Below are 25,741 nucleotides of genomic sequence, written 5' to 3' on the forward strand. Positions count from 1 at the left end.
ATTCGCCAGCGAAGAACTTGAAGATGTTGCCGGCACGGGTGGCCTCGCCAATGCCTTCGGCCTTGGTCTTGCCTTCTTCGCGGGCCAGCAGCGTGCCCAGCTCTTCGCGGCGGGCCAGGATTTCGGTGCCGATCTTGTCCAGTGCGTCGGCGCGGGCCTGCACATTGCCGGTCGACCAGGCGGGGAAGGCGGCTTGCGCCGCCTGCACGGCTGCATCCAGCTGGGCCGCGTCGCCCTGGGTGTACTCGCCGATGACGTCGGACAGGTTCGACGGGTTGATGTTGGGGGCGTAGCTATTGCCGGCCACCCAGGCGCCGTTGATGTAGTTGTCGTGTTTTTGGGTCATGCTTGTCGGTCAATTATTGAGGGCCAAGGGACTTGATCAGCACAGCCAATTCTTCCATCTCGGCGGGCTTCAAATCGGTCAGCGGCGCCCGCACCGGGCCACCGTCATGGCCGACGATGGTAGCACCGGCTTTGATGATGCTCACGCCATAGCCTTCGACCCGGTTGCGGATGTTCAGGTAGGGCATGAAGAAGTTTTTCAGCAAACGGTGCTGGGTCGGCAGGTCGTCCGCAGCCACAGCATGGTAGAAGTCCATGGCGGTCTTGGGGATGAAGTTGAACACCGCCGACGAGTACACCGGCGTGCCGAGCGCCTTGTAGGCAGCGGCATAGACCTCGGCCGTGGGCAGGCCGCCCAGGTAGGCGAAACGGTCGCCCATCTTCATGAAGATGGAAGACATGGTTTCGATATTGCCCACGCCGTCCTTGAAGCCGATCAGGTTCGGGCAGCGGTCGGCCAGGATGGCCAGCGAGTTCGGGGTCAGCTTGGTGCGGTCGCGGTTGTAGACGATGACGCCAAACTTCACGCTATTGCAGACCTGTGCCACGTGTTCGATCAGACCTTCCTGGCCGGCTTCGGTCAAGTAGTGCGGTAACAGCAGAATGCCGTGGGCGCCCAGACGCTCGGCTTCCTGGGCATGGGCGATGGCCATGCGGGTCGGGCCGCCGGCGCCAGCAATGATGGGCACCTTGCCGCGGCAGGTGTCGACGGCGGTCTTGATGACCTGGCTGTACTCGGCGCCGACCAGCGAGAAGTATTCACCCGTGCCGCCGGCGGCGAACAGAGCGGAGGCGCCGTACGGGGCCAGCCATTCCAGGCGTTCGATGTAGGTCTTGGGACGGAAGTCGCCATTCGCATCGAAGTCGGTGATGGGGAAAGACAGCAGGCCGGAGCCCATGATGGTTTTGAGGTCTTGAGGTGTCATATGTGTGCTCTCTGGTGAAATTTAATGAATGGGCGGAAGCTCAATCCAGCTTGATCTGGGCCTGGGCCACGACCTGGGCCCAACGGCTGCGTTCGCGGTTGAAGAACTGGTCTTGCTCGGCCGATGGCATGGTCACCACTTCGGCGCCCTGCCCGGTCAGGCGCGAACGGATGTCGGCGCTGCGGATGATCTTGATGAGTTCGGCGTTCAGGCGCGCGATGATGGCCGGCGGTGTGCCATTGGCCACCAGCGTGCCCTGCCAGGTACCGGACTCGAAATCGGCAAGGCCTTGCTCGGCCAGGGTCGGCACATTGCCCACCAGCGGCATGCGGGTCTTCTTGGAAATGCCCAGCACCTTGAGCTTGCCGCTCTGCACATGCGGCAAGGTGGCCAGCATGCCGTTCATCAGCACCTGGGTTTGGCCACCGATGGTGTCGGAGATGGCCTGCACGCCGCCCTTGTAGGGCACGTAAATCCACTTGGCGCCACTGGCGCGCTCCACCGCCACACCGGCAATGTGCGGTGCACTGCCCATGGCGGTGACGGCAAAGTTCAGGTCGGTGGTCTTGGACAACGCGACCAATTCCTTCAGATTGTTGGCCGTCACCGAGGGGTGCACCACCAGCATGTGTGGCGAATAGGCCAGCATGGTCACGCCACGCAAATCCTTGCTCGGGTCAAATGCCAGCTTGGTGTAGACCGAGGGGCTAATGGCCAGCGCACCTACGTCGCACAGCAGTACCGTATGGCCGTCCGGCGCCGACTTGGCGACGAAATCGGCACCCAGGTTGCCATTGGCACCAGGCTTGTTTTCCACGATCACCGACTGCTTGAGCGCTTCGGCCAGCGGCTGGCTGATAGCGCGGGCAATGATGTCCGACGAACCGCCGGGTGGGTAAGGCACGATCAGCTTGATAGGCTTGCTGGGCCAGGCCTGGGCCTGGCTCAGGGATGGCATACCTACCGTAGCCAATGCGCCAGAGGCCAGCAATACACTTCGACGATTCAATTTCATGGTTTTCTCCTGGTCCCGGGTTTACTTGAACAGACTCGGCAGCCACAACGAGAACGCCGGTACGTACGTCACGAGCAGCAGGCATGCGGTCAGCGCGCCATAGAAGGGAAGGATGGATTTCATGACCTCCCCCACCGATATCTCCCCGATGGCGCAGCCCACGAACTGTGTGACCCCCACCGGTGGCGTATTCAGGCCCAGCGCGCAGTTGATCAGCATCACGATGCCGAACTGCACCGGGTCCATGCCGAACTGGGCCGCGATGGGCAAGAAGATGGGCGTGCAGATCAGGATGGTGGCGGCCATGTCCAGGAAGGTGCCCAACACGAACAACAGCACGTTGATCATCAAGAAGATCACCCAGGGTGTCGCCGAGAAGGATGTCATCAGCGCGCCGGTCTTCTGTGGCACTTCGTACAGCGCCATGAAGTAGCCGAAGGCCGAGGAAATACCGATCAGCAACAGCACCACGCCGGTCGTCTTGCAGGCCTTGGCGCAGGCCTTCAGGAAATGCTGCCACGACAGCGAGCGGTAGACCAGCACCGTGACCAGCAGCGCCCACAGCACAGCCGTAGCAGCCGACTCGGTAGCGGTAAAGACGCCAGACAAGATGCCTGCCAGGATGATGACCACGATCAAAAGACCGGGCAGCGAACCCAGGAAGGCTTTCAGTACTTCCTTCCAGCCGGGGAAGCTACCGCGGGTGGGATAACCGCGCTTGACAGCCACGTAATAGGCGGCAGCCAGGTTGCACAGCGTAAGGATCAGCGCGGGAATCACACCGGCCAGAATCAGGCTGAACACGCTGACGGACGCAATGCCGGTAGTAGCGAGCGCGAAGATGATTAGGTTGTGCGAGGTAGGCATCAGCGCACCGACCAGCGCCGCGTGCGTGGTCACGTTGACGGCGTAGTCGGCGTCGTAGCCTTCCTTCTTCATCAACGGAATCATCACCGAGCCCATGGCCGACACGTCGGCCAGCGGCGAGCCGGCGACGCCGCCGAACAAGGTACAGCCGATCACGTTGCTCATGCCCAGGCCACCGCGCACATGGCCGACCAGGCTGTTGGCGAAACGCACGATGCGGTCGGCAATGCCGCCGTACAGCATCAGCTCACCCGCGAACACGAAGAACGGGATGGCCAGGAAGGAGAACACCTGCATGCCGCCCACCATCTTCTGGAAAACGATGGCGATGGGCATGCCCGAATACAACACGGTGCAGACCGAGGCGAGCCCGATCGAAAAGGCCACCGGCACGCCCAGTACCAGCAGCAGCGCAAAGCTCAATGAGAGAACAGTCAGTTCCATTTTTTTCTTTCAGTCAGTACCAGGACGGAACAACTTCTTCGTTTCGGAGCAGCGCAACAATGTGCTCGATGGAGAACATCACGATCAGCACGCCGGCAATCACCAGCGACAGATAGTCGATGCCCACGGGCAGGTGCAGCATGGGGTCGAGTTCGTCCCACTTGAGGCGGGTCCAGAGCATGCCACTCTGCACCATGATTCCGCCGAACAGCGCCACCAGCATATGGATCAGGATTTCCAGCTTCAGGCGCAGGGCTTCGGGCAATAGCGAGACCAGCGACTCCAGGCCAATATGACCAGCATCGCGCACGCCCACCGCCACGCCGAGTGCGGTCACATACAACACCAGTTGCAAGGCCAGGGCTTCAGCCCAGGTTGGCGTGTCGTTGAACACATAGCGGCCGACCACCTGGATCTGCACGCTCAGAATGATGCCAATCAGGCAGAAGATCGCGAGGACCAGGCAGATTTTGCTCAGCAGTCCGCACAGGCGCGAGTAAGCGTGGCGCGCAGGCGGGCGCGCATGTTCGGCGTCAACGCCCGGGGCGACAGCGCTCACGGCCGCCGTGGTGGCCGCGGCCGCAGCCGATGTATGGGGTGCACTCATGGGATTCCTAGGTGGACGCGCGAAGCCCGGGCCGGCCACTGCCGGACCGGGCTTCAAACGGTCGCTGGCTTTACTTGTTGTCCTGAACGGCCTTCACCAGACGCTGCAGGTCAGGTGTGGTGATGAACTTGGCGTACACGGGTGCCATGGCGGCCTTGAACGAGGCTTTGTCCACGTCGGTCACGATCTGCGAGCCGGCCTTGGTCACAACGGCCAGGGCCTTGGCTTCCTGCTCGTCCCACTTCTGGCGCTGGAACGTCACCGATTCCTTGGCCGCAGCACGGAACATGGCTTGGTCGGCCGGCGTCATCTTGTCGAAGATCGCCTTGGACATCACCAGCATTTCAGGCGCCATGGAGTGTTCGGTACGCGAATACACCTTGACCGCTTCGTAGTGCTGGAAGCCTTCGTACGAAGGGATGTTGTTTTCGGCGGCATCGATCAGGCCGGTCTTCAGTGCGGTCAAAACTTCACCGGTAGGCATGGGGGTGGCATTGGCACCCATGGCGCCCACCAGGGAAACCCACAGCTCGGACTGCTGTACGCGAATTTTCAGGCCCTTGGCATCGGCGATGTTACGCACGGGCTTCTTGGCGTAGATGGAACGTGCACCGCTGTCGTAGAACGCCAGACCGACCAGACCTTGGCTTTCGCAGCCCTTCAGGATCTCCTCACCGATGGGGCCGTCCAGCGACTTGCGCATGTGGGCAATAGAGTCGAACAGGAAAGGCATGGTCGGCACCAGGCTCTTCGGGCAGATGGAGTTCAGCGAGCTGATGTTGACACGGTTCATCTCCAGCGCGCCGATCTTCACCTGGTCCAGCGTTTCTTTCTCGGAACCGAGTGCGCTCTTGTTGAACACCTTGATCGTGTACTTGCCACCGCTTTGCTTGGACAACACTTCGCTCATGTGTTTGACGGCGGCGACGGTGGGGTATTCGTCGCTGTTGTGCACGTCGGCCGAGCGGAACTCGACAGCCTGGGCAGAAAGGCACAGGCTGGCCAGCACGCTGGCGGTCAGCGCGGCAGCGCGGAAGGAAGGACGGCGGATAGATTTCATGGACTTGTCTCCTGATTAGAATTAAAAATGCTCGTTTAGAGCGACATGGGAAAACGCGAAAACACAGGTTCAGGCAAGCCGCGCACGCCAGGCTGCAAGGCAAACACCGCGCCGTTCAGGCCCGGTGCAGCGGGGTCTACGGTGCCGGGCTGGATAGAAGCCACGTACAGCACATCCAGATTGGCGCCACCAAATGCACACATCGATGGCTTGGCCACTGGCACTTCCAGCGAGGCCAGCAACTGGCCTTGCGGATCAAAACGGTGCACCAGGCCGGCGTCGTTGGCGCAGATCCAGTAGCAGCCCTCAGCATCCACCGCCGCGCCATCCGGGCGACCCGGCAGAGGCTGCATGTCGACAAACAGGCGGCGGTGTGCCAGCTCGCCACTGACGGCATCAAAATCAAAAGCCCAGATCTTTTGCACGCTGGGGTGCGAATCGGACACATAGGCGGTGGCGCCATCGGGGCTGAACGCCAGCCCGTTGGGAGTGATCAGGCCATCCAGCCGGGCCGGGCTCAAGCCGATTTCATCCAGGCAGTACAGGCAACCCAAAGGCGAGGCCAGGCCCATGTCCATCACCATGGTGCTGATCCAGAAACGGCCTTGCGCGTCGCACCTGCCGTCGTTGAAGCGCATGCCGGGTGCAGGATGGGTGACGGCCGCCAGGCAGTCCAGTTGCACGGCGGGCGCCTCGCCCAGCTGCACCACATACACGCCGGTTTCCATGGCCGCCACGATGCGGCCTACGGCCGGGGTCAGGGCAATGCAGCCCACGCGCTCGGGCAGGGTCCAGCTCTGCACCGCATCGCTTGCCGGGCTCCAGCGGCGGATCTGCTTACCTTCGATGTCCACCCAGTACAGGGCGTTTTCGGCCACCGACCACACCGGGCATTCGCCCACGCGGTCGCGGCTGCTGGCAATCGCCTTGGCGGTGCTCATTGCTCGTACGGCCCCATGCGCACAAAGGCGCCACCCTGGTGCAGGGCTGCGGGGTCGCTGAAATCGGGCGCGGGGGTGCGCGCAAAGACCGCTTCGCGGAACACGTCGGAACTGTCTTGCGGCACATAGCCAACGTGGCGGGCGCGGGAGTTGTCCCACCAGGTCACGGAGTTGTTCGACATGCCGAAAATGATGCTGAAACCCAACGCCGGCGTAGTCAGACAGGCGGTGATCAGGCGGTGCAGGTCGCCGTAGCTCAGGAAAGTGGCCAGCATACGGCGGTCCCGCGGCTCGGGGAACGAAGAACCAATGCGCACGCAAGCGGTTTCGATGCCGTAGCGGTCAAAGTAGTAGCGCGCCAGGTCTTCACCAAAAGCCTTGCTCAGGCCATAGTTGCCATCGGGCCGGGCCGGGGCGTCGGCGGTGATGGTTTCGTCCTGGCGGTAAAAACCGGTCACATGGTTGGAGCTGGCAAACACCACCCGCTTCACGCCAAACTTGCGGGCCGCTTCGTACAGGTTGTAGGTGCCCAGAATATTCGCCTGCATGATGGGCAGGAACGGGCCGTCGAGCGACTTGCCGCCCATGTGCACAATCGCGTCCACGCCCTGCACCATGGCATCTACCGCCGCGGCATCAGCCAGGTCGGCCAGCATGATTTCCTCGCCCTCGGCGGCAGCGCCGAAGTCCACCACATCGGACAGACGCAGCGTGTTGCAGTTCTGTTTGAGGCTCTCGCGCAGCACCTTACCCAGGCCCCCTGCGGCGCCGGTTAACAATATCTTTTCATGCTGCTTGATGGCCATGTTTTTTCCGATGAACCTGAAAGTTAAAGTAAGCACTGACCTAGGGGCTCTACCGCTGGACATTTCCAGAGGCTTTGCTAAAGTGGTGCCGAAGGCGCCACACATCAGTCATGTGTTGTCTGATGACTTAGATTTTGATAAAACCCACACTCCCCTGTCAAGGCTTTTTTGATGGCACCCGTACAAACCCTTAGCTCCTTGGCCCATTCTGGCGACAACTCTGCAGCTACTGCCGCCACCCGCCCCAGAAGGCCGCGCGGCCTGGTGTCGGAAATCGTCGAAGCCCTGGTGCTGAGCATCCGCCAAGGGCAGCTGCAGCCCGGCGACAAGCTGCCCACCGAGGTCGAATTCATGGCCCGGTTTGACGTCAGCCGCACCGTGGTCCGCGAAGCCATCTCCAAGCTCCAGGCATCGGGCCTGGTGGAGACGCGGCATGGCATTGGCACCTTTGTGATCGAGCCGCCCGACACCCGCAACTTCAAGATTGCCCCCGAAGACTTCGCTACCGTGGCCGATGTGATCGCCCTGCTGGAGCTGCGCATCAGCCTGGAAACCGAGGCCGCCGGTCTGGCGGCCCAACGCCGCACCCCGGCCAACCTGGTGCAGCTGGAAGCCGCGTTGCAGAACTTCAAGGACGCGATTCCCCACGAGTCAGATGGCGTGCCCGCCGACTTCCAGTTCCACATGGAGGTCGCCCGCGCCACCGGCAACCAGCACTTCGCCGATCTGATGACCTATCTGGGCACCATGATCATTCCGCGCACCCGCGTCAAAACCCTGGAAAACGTTCCCGAGGGCCGGCTCGCCTATCTGCAAAAAGTGCACGCCGAGCACGAGAGCATCTACCACGCGATCCGCGACCAGGACAGCGACTCGGCCCGCGCCGCCATGCGCACCCATTTGTCGAATAGCCGCGAGCGCCTGCGCAAAAGCCAGCCGCTGGACAGCGCACCCAGTAACTAGCGAACGCCAGGCCATCCAAGGGTTAGTCCGCGGCGCCAATGGCAACTCCAGTTGTAGGATGACTGGCTAATTTTTAGCCCTTAGAACGTGTTCAAGGTCTTTTTGGGGCCGCGTTGGGGTGCAATCGGGATGAGTTGGTTGTCGGAGACCGCAGCATGGGCTCTCTGCCCATGCAAGGGCTACGGCAGACAAATCGCCCGATTTCACCCCAACCCGAAGGGCCGGTACCTTTTCGGGCGCTCTGCGTCGTTACAAAACCAGCCAAGGCATCAGCCTTGGCTTGGGTTTTGCGCCTAGCAGCGCATCCCGAAAAGGTACCTGCGCGGCCCCAAAAAGACCTTGAACACGTTCTAAAACCTATAACACCATTGGAGACACCATGCCGCACACCCCCGTTTCTCGCCGCACCGCCGCCGGCTACCTGGCCCTGGGCGCCGGCAGCCTGCTGGCCGGGCGGGCATTTGCCCAGGCCGGCGACTACCCGAACCACCCCATCGAGCTGGTGGTGGCGTATGGCGCTGGCGGCGGCACCGATGTGCTGGCCCGGGCCTTCAGCGATGCATCGCGCAAGCACACCAGCCAGGCTATCGCCGTGACCAACAAGCCGGGTGCCAGCGGCGCCATCGGTCTGACCGATGTGCTCAACGCCAAGCCCGACGGCTACAAGATCGCCATGCTGACCGTCGAGCTGACCACCCTGCCCCACGTGGGCGTGATCAAGTTCAGTTATGAGGACTTTGCGCCCATCGCCCTGCTGAACGCCGACCCGGCGGCCATCACCGTCAAGGCCGATGCGCCCTGGAACACCATCGAGGAATTCCTGGCCGCCGCCAAGAAGGCGCCGGGCGAGTTCCGCGTCGGCAACTCGGGTGCCGGCTCGATCTGGCACCTGGCTGCCGCCGCGCTGGAGGACAAGACCGGCACCAAGTTCAACCACATCCCCTACCCCGGCGCCGGCCCGGCCATGCTGTCGCTGCTGGGCGGCCACATCGAGGCGGTGGGCGTGAGCGCGGCCGAAGTCACCGCCCATGTGGCCTCGGGCAAGCTCAAGACCTTGGCGGTGATGGCCGACAAGCGGCTCAAGGGCTTCGACAATGTGCCCACGCTGAAGGAACGCAATATCGACCTGTCGATCAGCGCCTGGCGCGGTCTGGGCGCCCCCAAGAACACCCCGCCCGAGATCCTGGCCATCCTGAAGAACATCGCCGTCAAGACCAGCGCCGAGCCTTCGTTCCGTGAAATCATGGACAAGCAGAACATGGGCTTCGCGTTTGGCGACGAGGCCGCCTTCAAGGCCGTGATGGTGCGCGACAACACCTACTTCAAGAACCTGATCGCCAAGCTGAACTTCAAGCTGGCCTAGCCCGCAGCAGCCGGCGCCGGTGCCTTGCGCCGGGCGGCATCAAATCTTGCTTGCTATGCCTTATTACTATAAAAGTAATAGCTGCTAGCGCAGGTCTTACCTGCGCTGGAAGCCTATTCGATAACGTAATTTATGCCCTAGATCTGTAAACGCAGCCACTGCGCCAAATCCACCAGCAGCTGCGTACCCACCGGCGACACCGCGCTGAAATGGATGCAGGCGTGGATGGCGCCCGGGTAATGCTGGTGGGTCACCGCCACGCCCGCCGCTTTGGCATGCAGGGCCAGCGCATGGCCTTCGTCGCGCAGCGGGTCGTGCCCCATGGTGGCGAGCCAGGTCGCGGGCAGACCTGCCAGGTCGGACTGCAGCAAGGCCATGTCGGAATGGCCGGGCGACTGCCCGCCCAGGTAGCTGGCAATAAACCAGCGCATCGCACCCATCGTGAGGAACTTGCCCTCGCCATTCTCCTGGTACGAAGGACTGGGTTCGTCCGGGTGCTGGGCCACCGGGTAGATCAATCCCAGCGCTCGCACCTCGGCGGCCTTCACCCGCCGTGCCGCCACCAGGGCCAGCTGCGCACCCGCGCTGTCGCCCACCACGGCGATGCGCTGCGGGTCGGCACCCAGGCTGTCAGCGTTGGCCAGCAGCCAGCGCAAGGTGGCTTCCACATCGTCGGGCGCAGCCGGAAACGGATGCTCGGGCGCCAGCCGGTAGTCCACCGCCACGACCAGCATCTCGGCGTGGTGGCACAGGGTGCGGCAAACGCTGTCATGGCTTTCCAGATCGCCGATCACAAAGCCGCCGCCGTGCACGTACAGCACCACCGGCAACGGCAGCTGCTGCAGTGCGCTACTGGGCGTGTAGATCCGCAAAGGCAGGTCTCCCCCTGGGCCGGCAATGGCGGTGTGAAACACCCGGCCAATCTCAGGGGGTGGCAGACCCAAGGCCCGCACCAGGTCGCGGTACATCTGCCGCGCGACGGGCGGCGGCAAGGTCTCCAGGGGCGGGTTGCCCTGCGCGGCGGCCTGGGCCAGAAATCCGGCCAGGGCCGGGTCCAGATCGGCCGTAGCCAGGGTCGGAAGGTCGTTCATCATCTGGGTTGCTCCTAGGTGGTGAGGGGGAGGTTCGGCTCCAGCCGGAAGACGCTGACCAGGCCGGTCAGACGCTCGGCCTCCTGGCTCATGGCCATGGCGGCGGCCGCGCTCTGCTCAACCAGGGCGGCGTTCTGCTGCGTCAGGCGCTCCAGCTCGTGCACCGACTGGTCGACTTCGGCAATGCCCTGGCCTTGCTCGGCCGCGGCGGAAGCGATCTCGGTGACGAAGCTGGCCAGCCCGTCCACAGCGCCAACGATGTCGGCCATGCTGCGGGCGGCGTTCTCTACATGGCGCTGCCCGCTGGCGACTTCGCCGGCCGACTGTTCGATCAGCTGGCGGATGTCCTTGGCCGCGCTGGCCACGCCCTGCGACAAGGCACGCACCTCAGACGCCACCACCGCAAAGCCACGGCCATGCGGGCCGGCACCGGCGGCTTCGATCGAGGCGTTCAGCGCCAGGATGTTGGTACGGAAGGCAAAGCTGTCGATCATGCCGACGATCTCGGCCATGCGCTGCGAGGAGCGGCTGATGTCGGTCATGCTGGACTGCGCGCGCAGCACCACCGCACCGCCGTGTTGCGCCGCCTGCGTGGCCGCGCCGGTGATCTGCTGGGCCGCCGAAGCCGACTCGGCCAGTTGCTGCACATTGCCCGCCAACTGCGTGGTGGCTTCGGCCGTGCGCCGCAAGGAAACGGCGGCGTTTTCGGTGCGCTGCGACAAGTCATCGTTGCCGGCAGCTACATCCGAGGCAGAAGCATCGATGGCCGAGGCCGACTCGCGCACCGCGCCCACCAGCGCCCGCAAGCCGTCCTGCATGGTGCCCAGGGCGGTCAGCAGGCGGCCGGTTTCATCCTGCGCCGCGGTGGACATGGGCTGCGAAAGATCACCTTGTGCCACCTGGCGCGCCAGCGCCATCGCCTGGCGCAGCGGCAGGGTCACACCACGGGCAATCCACCAGGCCGCGGCAGCCCCCAAGCACAGCGCCACAGCTGCCGCACCGGCCAGCCACAGGCGCGCACGGCGGGCCGCTGCACCGGCCTGGGCCGCAGCCTCTGCGCTGGCCTGGGCGGCCCCGTCGTTCAGCGCATCGATTGCGCGCAGCCATTGGTCGAACAAGGGTTTGACGCTGCTGACCACCAGCACCTGGATCGCCGGGTCGCGCTCATAGTCGGCCCCGGCCGACCCCGCGGCCAGCTGCAGGCGCTGCACCGCGCTGCCGAGCAGGGGCCGCAGCTCAGCTTCGGCGCTTTGCAGGGCAGCAGCGTGGGCTTGCAGCGCCGCACCCTGGGGTGTGCCGAACAATTGGCGGTAGCTGCTCTGGTAGGCACCCAGCGCTTTCTGCAGGGCGGCACTCTCGTATTGCAGGTCTTCCAGATCGTCGACCATGGTGGCCACCAGCAGGCCCAGATAGGCATCGGCCACACGGTCGTGCATGTTGCGGGCCTGGGCCGCCAGACGCTGGCCCGAGGCCATCGCGTCCTGCATACCCTGCTCCACCGCGCGCAGCTGGTAGATGGAACTTGCCGTGGTGATGGCAAATAGCAGCAGCACCACGCCAAAGGCCATGGCCAGCCGCGCCACCAGGCCCATGCGCACGGGCAGGTCGGACAGGTCCGGTATGCCGACAGCCTGGGTGTGTTGCACCATGGCGTCGAGTTGCTGGTCAAGCATAGAGGGCCTTCTTGGAGGGTGAGCGATGGACCGCGGCTAGGCGGTAAATCACGAAGTGGGTGCTCTCAGGCCTGGACGACCAGCGCCCGCAAAGCGGCGTTGAAGACGGCGGACTGTTCCAGCTGCGGTGTGTGGCCGCAGCCATCGACCAGCTGCAACCGGCTCGTGGGGGCCAGCTTGTGCGCGTGCTCCGAATGCGCGAACGGGATCACGCTGTCTTGCCGGCCATGCAACAGGAGCACAGGCACCGAGGCCGAAGCGAGTGCCGCATGCGCATCGCCCACCAGCGACGCGCGCTGCCCGCCCAGGTCCGTCATCCGCCGCAAGGTGGCGAGGAAGGCAGCTTGGGCTCCGGGTCGCATCACGTTGCGCTCAATCGTCTTGCGCAGCTCGTCGGTGACGACGAACGATGGGCCGAAGATGGCCTGGATCTGCTGCGTGATGGCCATGGGGCCGGCCCGCGACATCAGCGTGCCCAGCCCAGGCAGCGTCATCAGCCTGAAGGGCATGGGGCAGTCGCGCCCGAGGTTGGCCGCGGCAGCGAGCAGCACGGTCTGCACCCGCGCCGGCTGCAGAACCTGCATCTGCAGGCAAATGGCCCCGCCCAAGGAATTGCCGGCCAGATGCACCTTGCTCAAACCGAGCGCGTCGGCAAGCTTCCACACGAAGGCTGCAAAGGTCTTGGGCGCGAACGGCTGCCCGCCGAAGCCGGACAGACCGTGCCCCGGCAGATCCAGCGCGATCAGGCGCATAGCCCGGTTGTCACTGGCAAATTGCGCCGACCAGAGCTCCAGCGAGCCGCCGATGCCGTGCAGCAGCAGCACGGTCGGGCCGGTGCCGCCCGAATCGCGGTACCGCACCTGGACGCCATCTACCGAAATGTATGAATCGATCAAATCTCTTCCCCTTCGCATAGGCATTTGGTTCATGCTGCGACCGGGCCGGGGACGCCGGCCACCCTCTCGGCCGTGACAGGCCGCAACAGAAAGTAGCCGAGCGCGGGCAGCAGCGCCAGGGCGCCGACCATGTTCCAGACGAACATGAAGGCCAGCAGAATCCCCATATCGGCCTGGAACTTGATGGGCGAGAACGCCCAGGTCCCCACAGCCAGGGCCAGGGTGATGCCGGTCAGCATGACCACCCGGCCGGTGAACTGCAGCGCATGGTGGTAGGCGTCCGACAGGCTCGCACCTTCGCGCATGCGGGCCAGGGTAATGCTCAGCACATACAGCGCGTAGTCCACGCCTATGCCGACGCCGAGTGCGATCACCGGCAAGGTAGCGACTTTCACGCCCATGCCCAGCCAGACCATCAGCGCCTCGCACAGGATGGAGGTCAGCACCAGCGGCAGCACCGCCACCACCACCGCACGCCAGGAGCGGAAGGTGATCCAGCACAGCACGACCACCGCGGCATAGACCCACAGCAGCATCTCGTGCATGGCCTGACCGACCACGATATTGGTTGCCGCCGCAATGCCGGCGCTGCCTGCGGCGAGCTTGAACTGCACATCGTCGGTGTTGTGGGCGGCGGCAAAAGCCTCGACTTCGCGCACCACCCGCGACAGGGTTTCGGCCTTGTGGTCTTGCAGGTAGACATACAGCGCCAGGAACGAACAGTTCTGGTTGAACAGCTCGCGCGGCGCCCGGGTCTGCACGCCACCGAGCGCGCCGTCATTGGGCAGCAGCTCCAGCCATTTGAAGTTGCCCTCGTTGTAGCCCACCATGGCCAGCTTGGACAACGCGGCCATGGAGTTGGTGGACTCCACGCCCGGCAGCTGTTCCAGCCGCCAGGCCAGGCTGTCCAGTTGCGCCAAGGTGCCGTAAGTGGTGCACTGGTCAACCGGGGTGGTAACCATCACCGTCAGGATGTCAGCGCTGGCCGCGTAGTGCGAGATCTGGTAGGCGTTGTCGCGGTTGTAGCGCGAGTCGGGGCGCAGCTCGGAGGCGCCGGCATCCAGGTCACCGATCTTCAGGTTCAGGCTGACGGCATAACCGCCGGCCGCCATCAAGGCCGAGACCACGATGGCTGCCGTCGCCCAGCGCTTCTGCGTAAAGTGGTCAAGCAGCGCCCACAGCCAGGGCCGCTTGCCGCCGTCTTGCACAGCTTCTTCGCGCAGGCTGCGCGCCGCCGCCTTGGCGCCGACGCCGGTGTACGACAGCAGAATCGGCAGCAGCACCAGGTTGGTAAAAATCAGCACCGCTACGCCGATGCTGGCGATCAGCGCCAGGTCCTGGATCACCTTGATCTGGATGATGACCAGCACCGCAAAGCCCACGGCATCGCACAGCAGCGCCGTCAGCCCGGCCATGAACAGGCGGCGGAAGGTGTAGCGCGCGGCCACCACACGGTGCGTGCCGCGGCCAATGTCTTGCATGATGCCGTTCATCTTCTGCGCGCCGTGGCTCATGCCGATGGCGAACACCAGGAACGGCACCAGCACCGAATACGGGTCCAGCTCATAGCCAAACAAGGCCAGCAAGCCGAACTGCCAGACCACCGCCACCAGCGAACAGGCCACCACCAGCGCGGTGCTGCGGGCGCAGCGGGTATAGGCAAACAGCACCACGGTGGTGATGGCCAGCGCCAGCAGAAAGAACAACAGGACTTGCTGCAGGCCTTCGATCAGGTCGCCCACTACCTTGGCAAAGCCGGTGACGCGGATCTCCAGCTTGTCACTGGCGTATTTGCTGCGCAGCACTTCGATCTGGCGTGACAGATCGCCGTAGTCCAGCGCCTTGCCGGTTTCGGGGTTGCGGTCCAGCAGGGGTACGAAGACGATGCTGGACTGGAAGTCGCCGGCCACCAGCTGGCCGATCTCGCCCGAGCGCTCGACGTTGGCGCGCAGCTCGGCCAGGCTGGCGGCTGAACCGTCAAAGGTATCGGGAATCACCGGGCCGCCGTCCAGGCCTTCCTCGGTCACCGCCACCCAGCGGGTGTTGGAGGTCCACAGCGACTTCATGAACGGCCGGTCCACGCCGGGCAGCAGGAAGATTTCGTCGTTGATCTTCTGCAGCGCGTCCAGATAGCCCTTGTCGAAGATCGTGCCCTGCTTGGCCTGCACCACCAGGCGCAGCGCATTACCCTGCCCCGCCAGATCACCCTTGTGCGCGAGGTAGTTGACGATGTAGGGGTGGCTGGTGGGGATGGTCTTCTCGAAGCTGGCATTCAGCCGCAGCTGGCTGCCCAGCCAACCCAGCACCAGGGTCAGCGCCAGACAGACCAGCATGACCCAGGGCCGATGGTTGAAAAAAACCCGCTCCAGCAAGCTGCCAGAACGCGTATCGAAATCTTCGAGCCGCGCAACGACAGGCTGGTTGGGGGTGGAGGAATCGGCGTGCATAAATGTGTGTCCGCAACAGGCGGCTTCTCTTTCTCAGTTAACAGACAGGGCGGGTAATCTGCGCATGCCGCGCAGGCTGGACAGCACCAGGCTGCCGTCGGCGGCCAGGGCCACGCCCGATACCGGAACCGGCTCGCGGGTCGGCATGCGTTGCAGCACAGAAGCGTCGTCGCGCCCCAAGAGCACATCGCCGGCCTGGCCCATCAGCACAAAACCGCCGTCGGGCAAGGCCACGCCCGAGCCGACCGCCATGGGCAAACCGGTATCGAGCTTGTGCCATTTCGCGCCTGCATCGGTGGACCGGTAGGCCGAACCGCGCAGACCGTAGGCCACCCAGGCATCGCCCTTGCTGTGCAACAGGCCAAAGAAGCTGCCCTTGTAAGGCGACTCCAGCGCGCCGAAGCTGGCGCCGCCATCGGTGGAGCGCAGCAGCAAGCCCTGCTCACCCGCCAGCAGCAAGGTGTCACCGCGGGCACGCAAGCCATACAAATGCAAGGCCTTGGGGTTGGGCAACGCCACCGCTGTCCAATGCCGGCCGCCGTCCACGGTGGCCAGCATCAGGCCGTAAGCGCCCACGGCAAAGCCGCGCTGGCTGTCGATGAACTCCAGGTCGAAGAAAGGTTTGTCTGCGCCCTCTTCTACCAGGCGCTGGGCATTGGCGATGGCTTTGGTGTCGCCCGCGCTTTGCGCAGCCTGCAGCACCAGCGCTGCGGCCTGCAGGCCATCCATCTGCTTGTGCCAGCTGGCGCCGCCGTCGTCGCTGCGCAAGACCACGCCCAGATGGCCTGCGGCCCAGCCGGTTTTTTCATCCACAAAGCGCACGCAGGTCAGCGTGGCCTGCACCGGCACCGCCGCCTGCTTCCAGCTGACGCCGTGGTCGTCCGACAGCAGCACGGTGCCGCGCTCGCCCACGGCCACCAGGCGCGGGCCGGCGCGGGTCACGGCCAGCGTGGCCGCGCCCAAGGCCTTGGGCGTCTGCAAGGCCGGTTGCGACAGCACGGCCGGCAGCGTGGCCGACCAGCCCGTACCTGCCGCCAGCCCCAGCAGCCCGAGCACAGCCGTCCGCCGCGCAATGCCTGCTTGTGCGAGTCCACGCATCAGCGCGCACCTTCGCTGGACAGGGATTCGGCGCTGAAGAAATTGCGCGGAATCGGTGGCAGGATTTCGATCTGCTTGGGCATTTCGTTGGATGCCATGTTCAGGTAGTAAGAGCTGTTCTGCATGTCATAGCCGCCCCAGAACACCGAGTTGTTCACCGCAGGAATGTCGGGCGCCGTCAGCATCAAGGCATAGTTGGTGCGCCAGAGTTGGCCCTTGGCATCCCAGCCGTCGAACAGCACGGTTTGCCAACTGTCTTCGTCGATGTAGTACTTGCGCTTGGGCACCACATGGCGTTTGCCAGCGGCCAGCGTGGCCTCCACTTCCCAGACGCGGTGCAGCTCCCAACGTACATGGGCGGGGTTCAGCGTATTGGGCGTCACCAGCTCTTCGACCTTGACCGTCGCAGCGCGGTTGTTGTTGTAGGGGATGTACATCTCCTTCTTGCCCACCAGCTTCAGCTCGTGTTTGTCGATGGGGCCAAACAGGGTGAAGGCTTCGTCGAACAGGCCGATGCCGGAGGTCACCGAGTCGGGCGTGTCATAGGCCACCGAAGGCGCCTTGCGCACGCGGCGCTGGCCGACCAGGTACTGCCACAGGCCACGCGGCGCGGCGTCGGAGACACCGTCCAGCGCCAAGATGGCTTCACCGGCCTTGGAGCCAGGCGCATTGGCGACGAACTTGCCGAGCTGGTAGTAGCCGTCAAACTTTTCCAGGCTGCCGTCCTTGTCGTAAAACGACTGGCGGATGGTTTGGATGCCGCCCGAAGCCAACGCGCGCCGGCCGTCGGCTGTGACCACAAAAACCTGGGCCGGCATGGTGTAGTTGCCGCCACGCCAGGCCGTGCGCTGGTTCCAGATGGCTTCATAGCCGTCCTTGGGGATAGGGAACGGCACACCGCCGAATGCGCCTTCCATGCCGTAGCCGCCTTCTATGGTCTTGGCGCGGGTGGCGTTCTTGAACGTGTTGTCATACACCGCCTGTGGCGCTGCCGCCGTGCGGTGCGTGGGGTAGACGTCGATGCGGAAGTCGGGGTACTTCTTCATCAAGGCCTGCACGCCGTCGCTCAGCTTGTCGGCGTACTGCGCCATGTTCTTGGCGTTGATGGACAGCGTGGGCTTCTCACCGGGGAACAGGTCGGGCCGGGCATCGCCGTTCTTGTAGCCGGGCGTGGCCTTGGTCAGGCCGCCGTCCCAGGCGGGAATCGTGCCGTCCTTGTTACCGGCTTTTTCTGCGCCCACGGGGGTCAGCGTGGTCTTCAGCTTGGCGGCTTCGTCGGCGCTGACGGCGGCCTGGGCGCCCATGGCGGCGGCCAGCAAGGCAGCGGCCAGCAAGGCAGCGGCCAGCAAGGTGTTGTGTGCGAACTGGGTCATGGTGTGTCTCGAAAGTGCGTTGGAAGGACGTTTTAGAAAGTGCGGGAAATGTTCAGCGCCAGGTAGTTGCGGTCCTTCATGGTCTGGCCGTAGGACAACATGCGCGAACCGGCGGGGTCGACCACGGTGAAGGTGTTCTGGCTGCCGAAGAAAGCCGTGTAGCTCAGGCCCAGATTCCAGTCGCGGTACTTAGCCTTCACGCCCACGGTGTAGTCGCCGGCTTTGCTGGCGCCGCCGGCGTAGTTCATGATGGCCGAGGAGCGGCCGGCAAAGTTGTAGCCCAGGCCCAACGGCACCGACAGGTCCAGCCCCGGCAGCACCTGGAAGTACTGCGGCTCGAAGATCATGCGAAAAGCCGCCGCGTCGCGCGTGGTGTTCGGGTCCAGTCCGCCATTGCCGCGGGTGCTGGGGTTCTTGGTCACGCTCAGGGTGCGGTTCCAGGCCAGCTCGGAGACGATGGAGCCGCCATCCCACAGCGGACCCTTGGTCAGCACGTAGATGCCCGACAAATTGATGTGCGCGGTCTTGCCGATGGCAAAGCAGGGATTGGACGGCGAGCCACTGCAGTCGGCCGCCGGCCCACCTACGCCCAGGAACGCGGGCAGCAGCACGGCCGGGTCGCCGGCCAAAGGCGCATCGGCACGCAGCGAACCTTCCAGCGCCCAGTTCAGCGGCCCCACCGACGAAGTCACGCTGGCGCCCACGGTCTTGATGCCCTCGGCATACACCTTGTGGACGTTGCCGTTGATCAAGTCGAAGACCGGCACGGCCGGGGTTTTCTCGTTGTAGCGGGCCGCGTAGAAGCCGTATTCAAACGCGCTGCCGGCTGGCGACCAGCGCAGCTGCGCACCGAACTGGCCGCTGTTGCCCGGCGTCTGGTCCTTGCTGTTGTCGGTGTTCAGCACCGTGCCTGGCCCCAGGTAGACGCGGCCGCCGTTGATGTAGTCCTGGTTGGAGAAATAGCTGCCCACGCCGGGCAGCTTGCTGGGCCGCCATTTGAGCTGGTAGTAGCCGCCCAGGGTCACGCCATCGGTCAGCTGCAGCGTGCCGGATATCTGCTCTACCGGCAGCAGCACTTCCTTGAATTGCCAGTTGGGCACCGAGGAAATCTTGGCAATGTCCACCGGCCCTTGGGCATTGGCAATGCCGTTCTGGCCGAAGAACAGGCTCTCGCCGTACTGCAGCGCGTGCTTGCCGACGCGGATGGACGCCGGCATCTCGCCCAGGTTGCCCTTGGCAAACACAAACGCATCCAGGAACTCGTCGTTGCGGCCATGCTGGCTGCGGGTGAACGGCAGGAATTCGTTGCTGGGCTGGCTGGCAAAGTTGTTCACGCCATTGCTGCCGTCGTTGTTGCTATGGCCCAGGTATTTGGAGTCGTACCAGGCGGAATGGCTGATGCGCAGGCCGTAGTTGCCGTGGGTCACGTCGAACTCGGTCAACAGATCCATGCGGGTGGAGACGATGCCCTTTTTGCGGAAGTTGGTGTCGCCGTCGTTCTCGTTCACCACGCCGCCGTCGGTGGCTGGGGAAATCAGCCCAGGCGAGGCGTCTTTCATGCGGTAAGCGGTACTGAACTTGGGCGTGAAGTCCAGCCGGATCTTGGTGTCGGGGTTGCCACTGTCCAGCTCAAAGGCCTGGGCCGACAGCGCGCACAGCATGCCCGCTGCCAGCGCCAAGGCGCTGCGTTGGAAGGGGTTGGTTTTTTTTATCATTAAAGTCTCCTCGTTAAGTGTTTTTTCGCTAATTCAAAAAATGGTGGCCCCAGCGCCCGCTCGCCGGGGCCACCGCCCCAAACCACAAGTAATCACAGGTAAGTCGATGCCAGGCCGCCGTCGACCGGAATATTCACGCCGCTGACCCAGCGCGCAGCGTCGCTGCACAACCAGGCAATCACCGCGGCCACCTCGTCGGCAAAGGCCGGGCGCAGCATGCGGTGGGCGTCGGCCTGCACCCGCTCTTCGCCGAGCATGGACACGAAATCGCCGAGGATCGGGGTGAACACCGGACCGGGCGCCACGCAGTTCATACGCACGCCTTTGCCCAGGAACCACTCCTGCGATTGGGTGGCGTTCCAGACGATCAAGGCCTCTTTGAAATACTGGTAGCAGGTGGCCTGCGGCACGGGGTGGTCGCGCAGCCAGGCTGCGCCGGCTTCAAAGCCCTTGGCCGCCGCCAGCTGTTTGTGCAGCTCAACCCGCAGCGGCCATTCGGCGCCCAAGATGGAGGCCACGTTGACGATGCTGCTGCCACGCGGCATGCGCGGCAGCACGGCTTCGGTCAGATGGCGCAGGCCCAGGTAATTGACCCGCGCCACCAAGGCCCCATCGGCCGTGCCAGGCACACCGGCGATGTTGCAGAACGCATCGATGCGCGCAGGCAGCTCGGCCACGGCCGCGTCGATAGCGGCCACGCTGCCCAGGTCGGCTTTGACGAAACCATCCAGGGTCAGCGTCGGGTCGTTGCGGTCCATGCCGATGACATGCGCGCCCTGGAAGCGGGCGAGCCGGGCGACTTCGGCCCCGATGCCGGACGAGGTGCCGGTGATAACGACGGTTTTTCCTTGCAAGCTCATGGGTGTCTCCTGGAATAAAAATAGGACTTACGCAGTGCGCAAGTCGTGAGAATCAGAACGGGTACGTGGGGGCCTGGTCCTTCAGGGTCATCCACTGCCACTGGGTGTATTCCTCCCAGTCGGCGGGGCCGCCCACGCTGCTGCCGTTGCCGGCAATGCCGGGGCCGCCGAAGGGGTTCACGCAGTCGTCGTTCACGGTCTGGTCGTTGATGTGCACCATGCCGCACTTGAGCTGCTGGCCCACGGCCATGGCCCGGCCCAGCGACTTGGAGATCACCGCGCACGACAGGCTGCCGGTGTTGTTGTTGGCCAGCGCAATCGCTTCTTCATCGCTGCGGTAGGTCACGATATTGGCCACCGGGCCAAAGGTTTCTTCGTCGAACACCCGCATGCCGGGCTTGACGCCGGACAGCACCGTGGGCTGGTAGAACAGGCCGTCGAAGCGGCCGCCAGCTTCCAGCTTGGCGCCGGCCGCCACGCTGTCCTGCACCAGGGCGTGCACGCGGTCGCGCTGCTTGGCGTCGATCAGCGGGCCCAGGGCAACCTGGCCGGTGGCGCCGTTGCCAACGGGCAGGTGCGTGGCCTTGGCCACCAGGCGCTTGGTCAGTTCCGCGGCCATGCTGGCATGCACCAGGATGCGGTTTGCCGCCATGCAGATCTGGCCCTGGTGGAAGTACGCGCCCCAGGCGGCATTGCTGGCAGCCACGTCCAGATCGGCGTCGTCCAGAATGATCAGCGAGTTAGCGCCGCCCAGCTCCAGCGACACTTTCTTCAGATGCCGGCCGGCCAGCTCGCCGATGCGACGGCCCACGGCGGGCGAGCCGGTAAAAGCAATCATCGGCACCAGCGGGTCGGTCACCAGCGCCTCGCCGGCTTCGGCATCGCCGGGCAGGACGTGCAACAGGCCCGCAGGCAAGCCGGCTTCGGCAAACACCCGGGCGATCATCAGTCCGCCCGTCACCGGGGTACGCGAGTCGGGCTTGATGACCACCGCGTTGCCCGCCGCCAAAGCGGGAGCCACGGCGCGGATGGTCAGGATCATCGGGAAGTTGAACGGCGAGATCACGCCCACCACGCCATGCGGCACACGGCGTGCCAGGCTGGTACGCCCCACCGCGCTGGGCAGCACATGGCCTTGCGACTGCAGCGGCATGCCCGCGGCCAGGTTGCAGATCAACGCGGCTTCGCGGATCTCGTGCTGGCCCTTGGCCAGGATGCCGCCGGTCTCCCTGGCGGCAAACAAGGCCAGGGCGTCAAACTGCTGCTGGAACAAAGCTGCAGCCCGGCGGAACACCTCGGCCTTGTCGCGCGGCGGCACTGCCACCCAGCTGGCTTGCGCGGCAGCGGCAGCGGCCGTAGCCACCGCCACATCGGCCGCGTTGGCAATGCCTACCGTGCACAGCACCTGGCCGGTAGCCGGCTCGACCACGTCGCGCACGCCGCCGCCCAGCTTGGCAGGCGCCAGGCCTTCAAAATCAAACCATGCTGTCGCATCTGCTGCACCCATGGGTAACGTCCTTTCGATTGGTTGATCAGTTCGCCACTTTTGCGGTGGCACACTGATTTATTGCAATGCACGGACCAGCCGTGCCATTCGCAACCCGAAAGGCCTGCGCCAAAGGCCGTCTTCCACAGGAGAATTAGGGACATACCCTAGGCTGCTTTACCGCAGCGCAACAAAGGGAAATCCCTCGCTAGGTTTTTCACCATTTGCTTATAAATTTGAATCAAATTTACGCAATTGATGAAATTGGAAAACAGCATGGCGCGCAGCTCCACCCGCATCTCCCTGGCCGACGTCGCCCGAGCCACCGGCACGGTGATGGGCAACTTCGACAGCGCCGCCGTCGGCAAGGCCCTGGGCGGCTTTGCCAGCACCTATATCGGCGGCGACGCCCACCCCAACGTGGCCGACATCAGCGAGTGCCTGTTCTTCTCGCCCGGCGACGGCCGCATCTGGCTGCAGGACCAGCGCATGGTGTTGCTGCACACCGAGGCCCTGGGCTCGCTGCGCCGCGAGATGGTCGACAGCCTTGGAACCAAGCAGGCGCGAGGCCTGTTCACCCGTGCCGGCTACGTCAGCGGCGCGCGCGACGCCCAGCTGGTGCGCAAGCAATGGCCGGACGCCGACCCCTCGGCCGCCGCCATCGCCGGCACCCGCCTGCATGCGCTGGAGGGCGTGGTCAAGGTCGAACTGGTGCAGGTGGTCTACGACGCCAAGTCCGGCAGCTACGAGGGCGAATTCCTCTGGCACAACTCCAGCGAGGACGACGAGCACATCGCCGCCTACGGCATCGGCGGCTCACCCGCCTGCTGGATGCAGGTCGGCTATGCGACCGGCTACGTGAGCACCCTGTTCGGCCGGCTGATCGTGTTCCGCGAAACCCAGTGCCGCTCCATGGGCGACGCGCATTGCCGGGTCATCGGCAAGTCGGCCGACCAGTGGGACGACATCGAGGAAGACATGCGCTACCTGAACGCGCGCGAGTTCGTCGACACCGCCGCCTACGCACGCCCCGAGCCCGATGCGGCCGAGCTGCCGAGCGCCAGCGCCTCGGCGGGTGACGCCATGGTCGGTGCCTCGTCGGCCTTCAATGCCGCCTGCCACCAGCTGAGCCGGGTGGCGCGCACCTCGGCTACCGTGCTGTTTACCGGCGAGTCCGGCGTCGGCAAGGAAAAGTTTGCCAGCATGCTGCACAAAATCAGCCCGCGCAAAAGCCAGCCCTTCATCGCCGTTAACTGCGCAGCGATTCCCGAGACCCTGATCGAATCCGAGCTGTTTGGCGTGGAGCGCGGCGCCTACACCGGGGCCAGCGTGTCGCGGCCCGGCCGCTTCGAGCGGGCCAGCGGCGGCACCTTGTTCCTCGACGAAATCGGCACGCTGAGCTTTGTGGCCCAGGGCAAGCTGCTGCGCGCGCTGCAGGAAGGCGAGATCGAGCGCGTGGGCGGCACGCGCAGCATTCCGGTGGATGTGCGGGTGGTGGCCGCCACCAACGAAACCCTGCGCCAGGCGGTGCGCGAGGGCAAGTTCCGCGAAGACCTGTTCTTCCGGCTCAATGTGTTCCCCATCCACCTGCCGCCACTGCGCGAGCGCCGCGACGACATCCCCCTGCTGATGAACCACTTCCTGAACCACTACCGGCGCAAGCACGCCTGCAATGTCCGCGGCTACTCGCAGGCCGCCGTGCGCACCCTGCTGAACTACGACTTTCCCGGCAATATCCGCGAGCTGCAGAACCTGGTCGAGCGCGCCGTCATCATGGCCGACGTGGGTGGCCTGATCGACGTGCACCACCTGTTCACCAGCGGCGAAACCCTGAGCCCCGACGTGATGACGCTGCGTCTGCAAGAAGGCTCCGACACCTTGAACCTGGCCGCCACCACCGCCCAGGCCGCAGCCACCGTGGCGGTGCCCAGCCGCAGCAGCCCGTCGCCGCTGTCGCTGGAACAGACCGAGCAGGCCATGCTGCAGCGGGCGATTGCCGCGTCCCAAGGCAATCTGTCGGCCGCCGCCCGGCTGCTGAACACCAGCCGCGCCAAGCTGGCCTACCGGGCCAAGAAGCACAAGCTGGTCTAGACTGGTAAATTTATAAAAAAAGTGCCTCTGGCGCAGGCAGTACCAGCGCAAGCAGCTAGGCTTTCAATAGCAAATCAAGCCGCCGGATACTTCTTGGCATTCACCAGCATCTTCAGCCGCGCAGCCTCCAGCAGATCGATGCCCAGCTGGTCGCAGAGCTGCAGCAGGTACAGCAGCACGTCGGCCGCCTCGGCACCGACTTCGGCCCGCTGGTCGGCCGCCAAATTGCGGCTCTGCTCCTCGGTCAGCCACTGAAAATGCTCGAGCAGCTCGGCCGCCTCCACACTCAGGGCCGAGGCCAGGTTCTTGGGCGAATGGAAAGGAGCCCAGTTGCGCGCAGCGGCAAAATCGCGCAAGGCCTGGGTCAGGGAAGAGATATCGTTGGTCATGCAGAATTTTGGCCTGGATCGGCGGGCGCCTGCTTTGCCGACGGATAAAAGGAAATCCTTGATGTGCAGATACCCCTGGCCAGCCCTGCTCGCCACCTTCACGGCCCTGTTGCTGGCCGCCCCGCCCGCTCTGGCGCAGACGCCGTATGCCGACCGCTTCCAGCCCCACTCTGGCGCCCCGCTACACCCGTGGAAGGACGGCAACGGCAAGGACAAACCCTTCAGCCGCTACCTGCAGGACGCGCAGGACGGCATCGCCCGCTACCACTACGCCCTGCCCCCTGGCTCGCCGCTGCCCGACGAGCCCCTGGCCCGCGCCATCGGCCCGCGTGAATGGCCGCTGCAAGGCCAGAACTGCAACGCCAGCAATACCGACGGCATCCTGCTGGTCCACGGCCTCAGCGACTCGCCCTACCTGGTGCGCGACCTGGGCGATGTGCTGTCGCGCCAGCCCATTGCTGCTGGCCGCTGCGTGCTGGTGCGCAGCCTGCTGCTGCCCGGCAACGCCACCACCCCCGGCGACCTGCTGCGCGTGCGCTACGAAGACTGGGTAGAAGCTACCGGCTACGGCCTGCGCAGCTTCGCCGGTGCCGCCGCGCGGGTGCACCTGGTCGGTTATTCGACCGGCGGCGCGCTGGGCATCTACTGGGCCTACCACCAGCAGGAACTGCAGCCGAAGGTGCCGCTGGCCAGCCTGGTGCTGCTGTCGCCGGTGGTGCGGCCTACAGGCTTCATCACCCGACTCAGCACCCTGCCGGCCATCCTGGCCCGGCTGGTCGACATCACCGGCTACAAGCGCTGGCTCAGCCAGCATCTGGACCAGGACTTCGCCAAGTACGAATCCTTTCCGCTGAACGCCGGCTACCAGGTGGTGCGGCTGGACAACGCGCTGGAGACCCTGCTGGAGCAGGCGCCGATCCCGGTGCCGGTGTACATGGCCCTCAGCCGCAACGACGCCACGGTCAACGCCAAGGACAGCATCCAGGCCTTCTTGCGCAGCACCGACCCGCGCAACCGCATGCTGCTGGCCGCCCCACAGGGCAAAGCCAGCACCGACGATGCCGTCCAAGCCGCCCTGGTGGATGCCCGGGTCACGGTGGTAGACGCCGTGCTGCCCGCGCAAAGCATCATCGACATCGCCCACACCGCCACCACCATCGCCCCGGCCAACCCCCACTACGGCCCCCGCGGCGCCTACGCCCAGTGCATGCGCTACACCGTGCAGCCCCTGGATGCCAGCCCCGCCTTCTGCGCCTGCATCACCCCGCAAATGCGCGCCGCCACC

At 64.7% G+C, this 25,741-nt stretch carries 21 protein-coding genes and 1 pseudogene; 4 read left to right on the forward strand and 18 right to left on the reverse strand.

Annotated elements, in window-relative coordinates:
- The 8 genes from BLT66_RS14575 to BLT66_RS14610 form a co-directional block, all read right to left on the reverse strand.
- Positions 1 to 346 (reverse strand): aldehyde dehydrogenase family protein (locus BLT66_RS14575; RefSeq protein ID WP_143029226.1); only part of this gene is annotated, 346 nt, incomplete at its 3' end.
- A gap of 13 nt (positions 347 to 359) precedes the next feature.
- The gene (gene kdgD / locus BLT66_RS14580; protein WP_092758463.1) at positions 360 to 1,271 is read right to left on the reverse strand and encodes a 5-dehydro-4-deoxyglucarate dehydratase; all 912 of its coding nucleotides are present in this window, start codon (positions 1,269 to 1,271) and stop codon (positions 360 to 362) included.
- Positions 1,272 to 1,311: 40 nt separating this feature from the next.
- A complete protein-coding gene (locus BLT66_RS14585) occupies positions 1,312 to 2,286 on the reverse strand; it encodes a Bug family tripartite tricarboxylate transporter substrate binding protein (protein ID WP_092758464.1) in 975 nt (324 codons plus the stop codon).
- Positions 2,287 to 2,307: 21 nt separating this feature from the next.
- Positions 2,308 to 3,597 (reverse strand): TRAP transporter large permease, encoded by a 1,290-nt coding sequence (locus BLT66_RS14590; RefSeq protein ID WP_092758465.1) that lies wholly within the window; start codon positions 3,595 to 3,597, stop codon positions 2,308 to 2,310.
- 13 nt (positions 3,598 to 3,610) lie between these two features.
- Positions 3,611 to 4,204, reverse strand: coding sequence for a TRAP transporter small permease (locus BLT66_RS14595; RefSeq protein ID WP_092758466.1), 594 nt, complete (start codon positions 4,202 to 4,204; stop codon positions 3,611 to 3,613).
- 70 nt (positions 4,205 to 4,274) lie between these two features.
- On the reverse strand, positions 4,275 to 5,264 hold the full coding sequence (locus BLT66_RS14600) for a TRAP transporter substrate-binding protein (RefSeq protein ID WP_092758467.1): 990 nt from the start codon (positions 5,262 to 5,264) through the stop codon (positions 4,275 to 4,277).
- 35 nt (positions 5,265 to 5,299) lie between these two features.
- Positions 5,300 to 6,205: an SMP-30/gluconolactonase/LRE family protein gene (locus BLT66_RS14605; RefSeq protein WP_092758468.1), complete on the reverse strand. Its 906-nt coding sequence runs from the start codon at positions 6,203 to 6,205 to the stop codon at positions 5,300 to 5,302.
- Positions 6,202 to 7,011, reverse strand: a complete 810-nt coding sequence (locus BLT66_RS14610) for an NAD-dependent epimerase/dehydratase family protein (RefSeq protein WP_092758469.1) — start codon at positions 7,009 to 7,011, stop codon at positions 6,202 to 6,204. Before BLT66_RS14610 ends, BLT66_RS14605 begins: the two co-directional genes overlap by 4 nt.
- A 171-nt stretch (positions 7,012 to 7,182) precedes the next feature.
- Here BLT66_RS14610 and BLT66_RS14615 point away from each other — a divergent pair, with 171 nt between their 5' ends.
- Both BLT66_RS14615 and BLT66_RS14620 read left to right on the forward strand, forming a co-directional pair.
- Positions 7,183 to 7,974 carry a FadR/GntR family transcriptional regulator gene (locus BLT66_RS14615; RefSeq protein WP_092758470.1) on the forward strand — a complete coding sequence of 264 codons (792 nt, stop codon included), beginning with the start codon at positions 7,183 to 7,185 and terminating at the stop codon, positions 7,972 to 7,974.
- Between the two features lie 379 nt (positions 7,975 to 8,353).
- Positions 8,354 to 9,337: a Bug family tripartite tricarboxylate transporter substrate binding protein gene (locus tag BLT66_RS14620; protein ID WP_092758471.1), complete on the forward strand. Its 984-nt coding sequence runs from the start codon at positions 8,354 to 8,356 to the stop codon at positions 9,335 to 9,337.
- Positions 9,338 to 9,474: 137 nt separating this feature from the next.
- Here BLT66_RS14620 and BLT66_RS14625 read toward each other — a convergent pair whose 3' ends face one another.
- From BLT66_RS14625 to BLT66_RS14665, 9 genes are all read right to left on the reverse strand, one after another.
- Positions 9,475 to 10,431, reverse strand: a complete 957-nt coding sequence (locus BLT66_RS14625; protein WP_092758472.1) for an alpha/beta hydrolase — start codon at positions 10,429 to 10,431, stop codon at positions 9,475 to 9,477.
- An 11-nt stretch (positions 10,432 to 10,442) separates the two neighbouring features.
- Positions 10,443 to 12,101, reverse strand: coding sequence for a methyl-accepting chemotaxis protein (locus BLT66_RS14630; RefSeq protein ID WP_092758473.1), 1,659 nt, complete (start codon positions 12,099 to 12,101; stop codon positions 10,443 to 10,445).
- A 65-nt stretch (positions 12,102 to 12,166) separates the two neighbouring features.
- Positions 12,167 to 13,015, reverse strand: a complete 849-nt coding sequence (locus BLT66_RS14635) for an alpha/beta fold hydrolase (RefSeq protein WP_176955060.1) — start codon at positions 13,013 to 13,015, stop codon at positions 12,167 to 12,169.
- A gap of 11 nt (positions 13,016 to 13,026) precedes the next feature.
- Positions 13,027 to 15,444: an efflux RND transporter permease subunit gene (locus tag BLT66_RS14640; protein WP_092758475.1), complete on the reverse strand. Its 2,418-nt coding sequence runs from the start codon at positions 15,442 to 15,444 to the stop codon at positions 13,027 to 13,029.
- A 33-nt stretch (positions 15,445 to 15,477) separates the two neighbouring features.
- On the reverse strand, positions 15,478 to 16,542 hold the full coding sequence (locus BLT66_RS14645) for a WD40/YVTN/BNR-like repeat-containing protein (RefSeq protein WP_092758476.1): 1,065 nt from the start codon (positions 16,540 to 16,542) through the stop codon (positions 15,478 to 15,480).
- Entirely contained in the window at positions 16,542 to 17,915 is a 1,374-nt protein-coding gene (locus BLT66_RS14650; protein WP_092758477.1) for a DUF1329 domain-containing protein, read from the reverse strand. The genes BLT66_RS14645 and BLT66_RS14650 overlap by 1 nt, the downstream gene beginning before the upstream one ends.
- A gap of 32 nt (positions 17,916 to 17,947) precedes the next feature.
- Positions 17,948 to 19,630: a DUF1302 domain-containing protein gene (locus BLT66_RS14655; protein WP_092758478.1), complete on the reverse strand. Its 1,683-nt coding sequence runs from the start codon at positions 19,628 to 19,630 to the stop codon at positions 17,948 to 17,950.
- A gap of 92 nt (positions 19,631 to 19,722) precedes the next feature.
- A complete protein-coding gene (locus tag BLT66_RS14660; RefSeq protein WP_092758479.1) occupies positions 19,723 to 20,490 on the reverse strand; it encodes a coniferyl-alcohol dehydrogenase in 768 nt (255 codons plus the stop codon).
- A gap of 52 nt (positions 20,491 to 20,542) precedes the next feature.
- Entirely contained in the window at positions 20,543 to 21,997 is a 1,455-nt protein-coding gene (locus tag BLT66_RS14665; protein WP_092758480.1) for a benzaldehyde dehydrogenase, read from the reverse strand.
- Positions 21,998 to 22,252: 255 nt separating this feature from the next.
- Here BLT66_RS14665 and BLT66_RS14670 point away from each other — a divergent pair, with 255 nt between their 5' ends.
- The gene (locus BLT66_RS14670; RefSeq protein WP_092759144.1) at positions 22,253 to 24,067 is read left to right on the forward strand and encodes a sigma-54-dependent Fis family transcriptional regulator; all 1,815 of its coding nucleotides are present in this window, start codon (positions 22,253 to 22,255) and stop codon (positions 24,065 to 24,067) included.
- 74 nt (positions 24,068 to 24,141) lie between these two features.
- Here BLT66_RS14670 and BLT66_RS14675 read toward each other — a convergent pair whose 3' ends face one another.
- On the reverse strand, positions 24,142 to 24,456 hold the full coding sequence (locus tag BLT66_RS14675) for a nucleotide pyrophosphohydrolase (protein WP_092758481.1): 315 nt from the start codon (positions 24,454 to 24,456) through the stop codon (positions 24,142 to 24,144).
- Positions 24,457 to 24,517: 61 nt separating this feature from the next.
- On the opposite strand from BLT66_RS14675, the pseudogene BLT66_RS27465 reads away from it, so the two are divergent.
- A pseudogene (locus BLT66_RS27465) lies at positions 24,518 to 25,414 on the forward strand (alpha/beta hydrolase); the annotation flags it as partial.
- Positions 25,415 to 25,741: the final 327 nt, after the last annotated feature.

The organism is Rhodoferax sp. OV413 (genome assembly GCF_900104385.1).
Lineage (GTDB): Bacteria > Pseudomonadota > Gammaproteobacteria > Burkholderiales > Burkholderiaceae_C > Rhodoferax_B.

What these genes read in the sequence shown, in the direction of transcription:
- BLT66_RS14595 (WP_092758466.1), bottom strand. Translation starts at nt 4,204, where the DNA reads ATGAGTGCACCCCATACATCGGCTGCGGCCGCGGCCACCACGGCGGCC.
- BLT66_RS14650 (WP_092758477.1), bottom strand. Translation starts at nt 17,915, where the DNA reads ATGACCCAGTTCGCACACAACACCTTGCTGGCCGCTGCCTTGCTGGCC.
- BLT66_RS14665 (WP_092758480.1), bottom strand. Translation starts at nt 21,997, where the DNA reads ATGGGTGCAGCAGATGCGACAGCATGGTTTGATTTTGAAGGCCTGGCG.
- kdgD (WP_092758463.1), bottom strand. Translation starts at nt 1,271, where the DNA reads ATGACACCTCAAGACCTCAAAACCATCATGGGCTCCGGCCTGCTGTCT.
- BLT66_RS14670 (WP_092759144.1), top strand. Translation starts at nt 22,253, where the DNA reads ATGGCGCGCAGCTCCACCCGCATCTCCCTGGCCGACGTCGCCCGAGCC.
- BLT66_RS14620 (WP_092758471.1), top strand. Translation starts at nt 8,354, where the DNA reads ATGCCGCACACCCCCGTTTCTCGCCGCACCGCCGCCGGCTACCTGGCC.
- BLT66_RS14605 (WP_092758468.1), bottom strand. Translation starts at nt 6,205, where the DNA reads ATGAGCACCGCCAAGGCGATTGCCAGCAGCCGCGACCGCGTGGGCGAA.
- BLT66_RS14655 (WP_092758478.1), bottom strand. Translation starts at nt 19,630, where the DNA reads ATGATAAAAAAAACCAACCCCTTCCAACGCAGCGCCTTGGCGCTGGCA.
- BLT66_RS14610 (WP_092758469.1), bottom strand. Translation starts at nt 7,011, where the DNA reads ATGGCCATCAAGCAGCATGAAAAGATATTGTTAACCGGCGCCGCAGGG.
- BLT66_RS14640 (WP_092758475.1), bottom strand. Translation starts at nt 15,444, where the DNA reads ATGCACGCCGATTCCTCCACCCCCAACCAGCCTGTCGTTGCGCGGCTC.
- BLT66_RS14600 (WP_092758467.1), bottom strand. Translation starts at nt 5,264, where the DNA reads ATGAAATCTATCCGCCGTCCTTCCTTCCGCGCTGCCGCGCTGACCGCC.
- BLT66_RS14660 (WP_092758479.1), bottom strand. Translation starts at nt 20,490, where the DNA reads ATGAGCTTGCAAGGAAAAACCGTCGTTATCACCGGCACCTCGTCCGGC.
- BLT66_RS14590 (WP_092758465.1), bottom strand. Translation starts at nt 3,597, where the DNA reads ATGGAACTGACTGTTCTCTCATTGAGCTTTGCGCTGCTGCTGGTACTG.
- BLT66_RS14615 (WP_092758470.1), top strand. Translation starts at nt 7,183, where the DNA reads ATGGCACCCGTACAAACCCTTAGCTCCTTGGCCCATTCTGGCGACAAC.
- BLT66_RS14675 (WP_092758481.1), bottom strand. Translation starts at nt 24,456, where the DNA reads ATGACCAACGATATCTCTTCCCTGACCCAGGCCTTGCGCGATTTTGCC.
- BLT66_RS14585 (WP_092758464.1), bottom strand. Translation starts at nt 2,286, where the DNA reads ATGAAATTGAATCGTCGAAGTGTATTGCTGGCCTCTGGCGCATTGGCT.
- BLT66_RS14645 (WP_092758476.1), bottom strand. Translation starts at nt 16,542, where the DNA reads ATGCGTGGACTCGCACAAGCAGGCATTGCGCGGCGGACGGCTGTGCTC.
- BLT66_RS14625 (WP_092758472.1), bottom strand. Translation starts at nt 10,431, where the DNA reads ATGATGAACGACCTTCCGACCCTGGCTACGGCCGATCTGGACCCGGCC.
- BLT66_RS14635 (WP_176955060.1), bottom strand. Translation starts at nt 13,015, where the DNA reads ATGCGAAGGGGAAGAGATTTGATCGATTCATACATTTCGGTAGATGGC.
- BLT66_RS14630 (WP_092758473.1), bottom strand. Translation starts at nt 12,101, where the DNA reads ATGCTTGACCAGCAACTCGACGCCATGGTGCAACACACCCAGGCTGTC.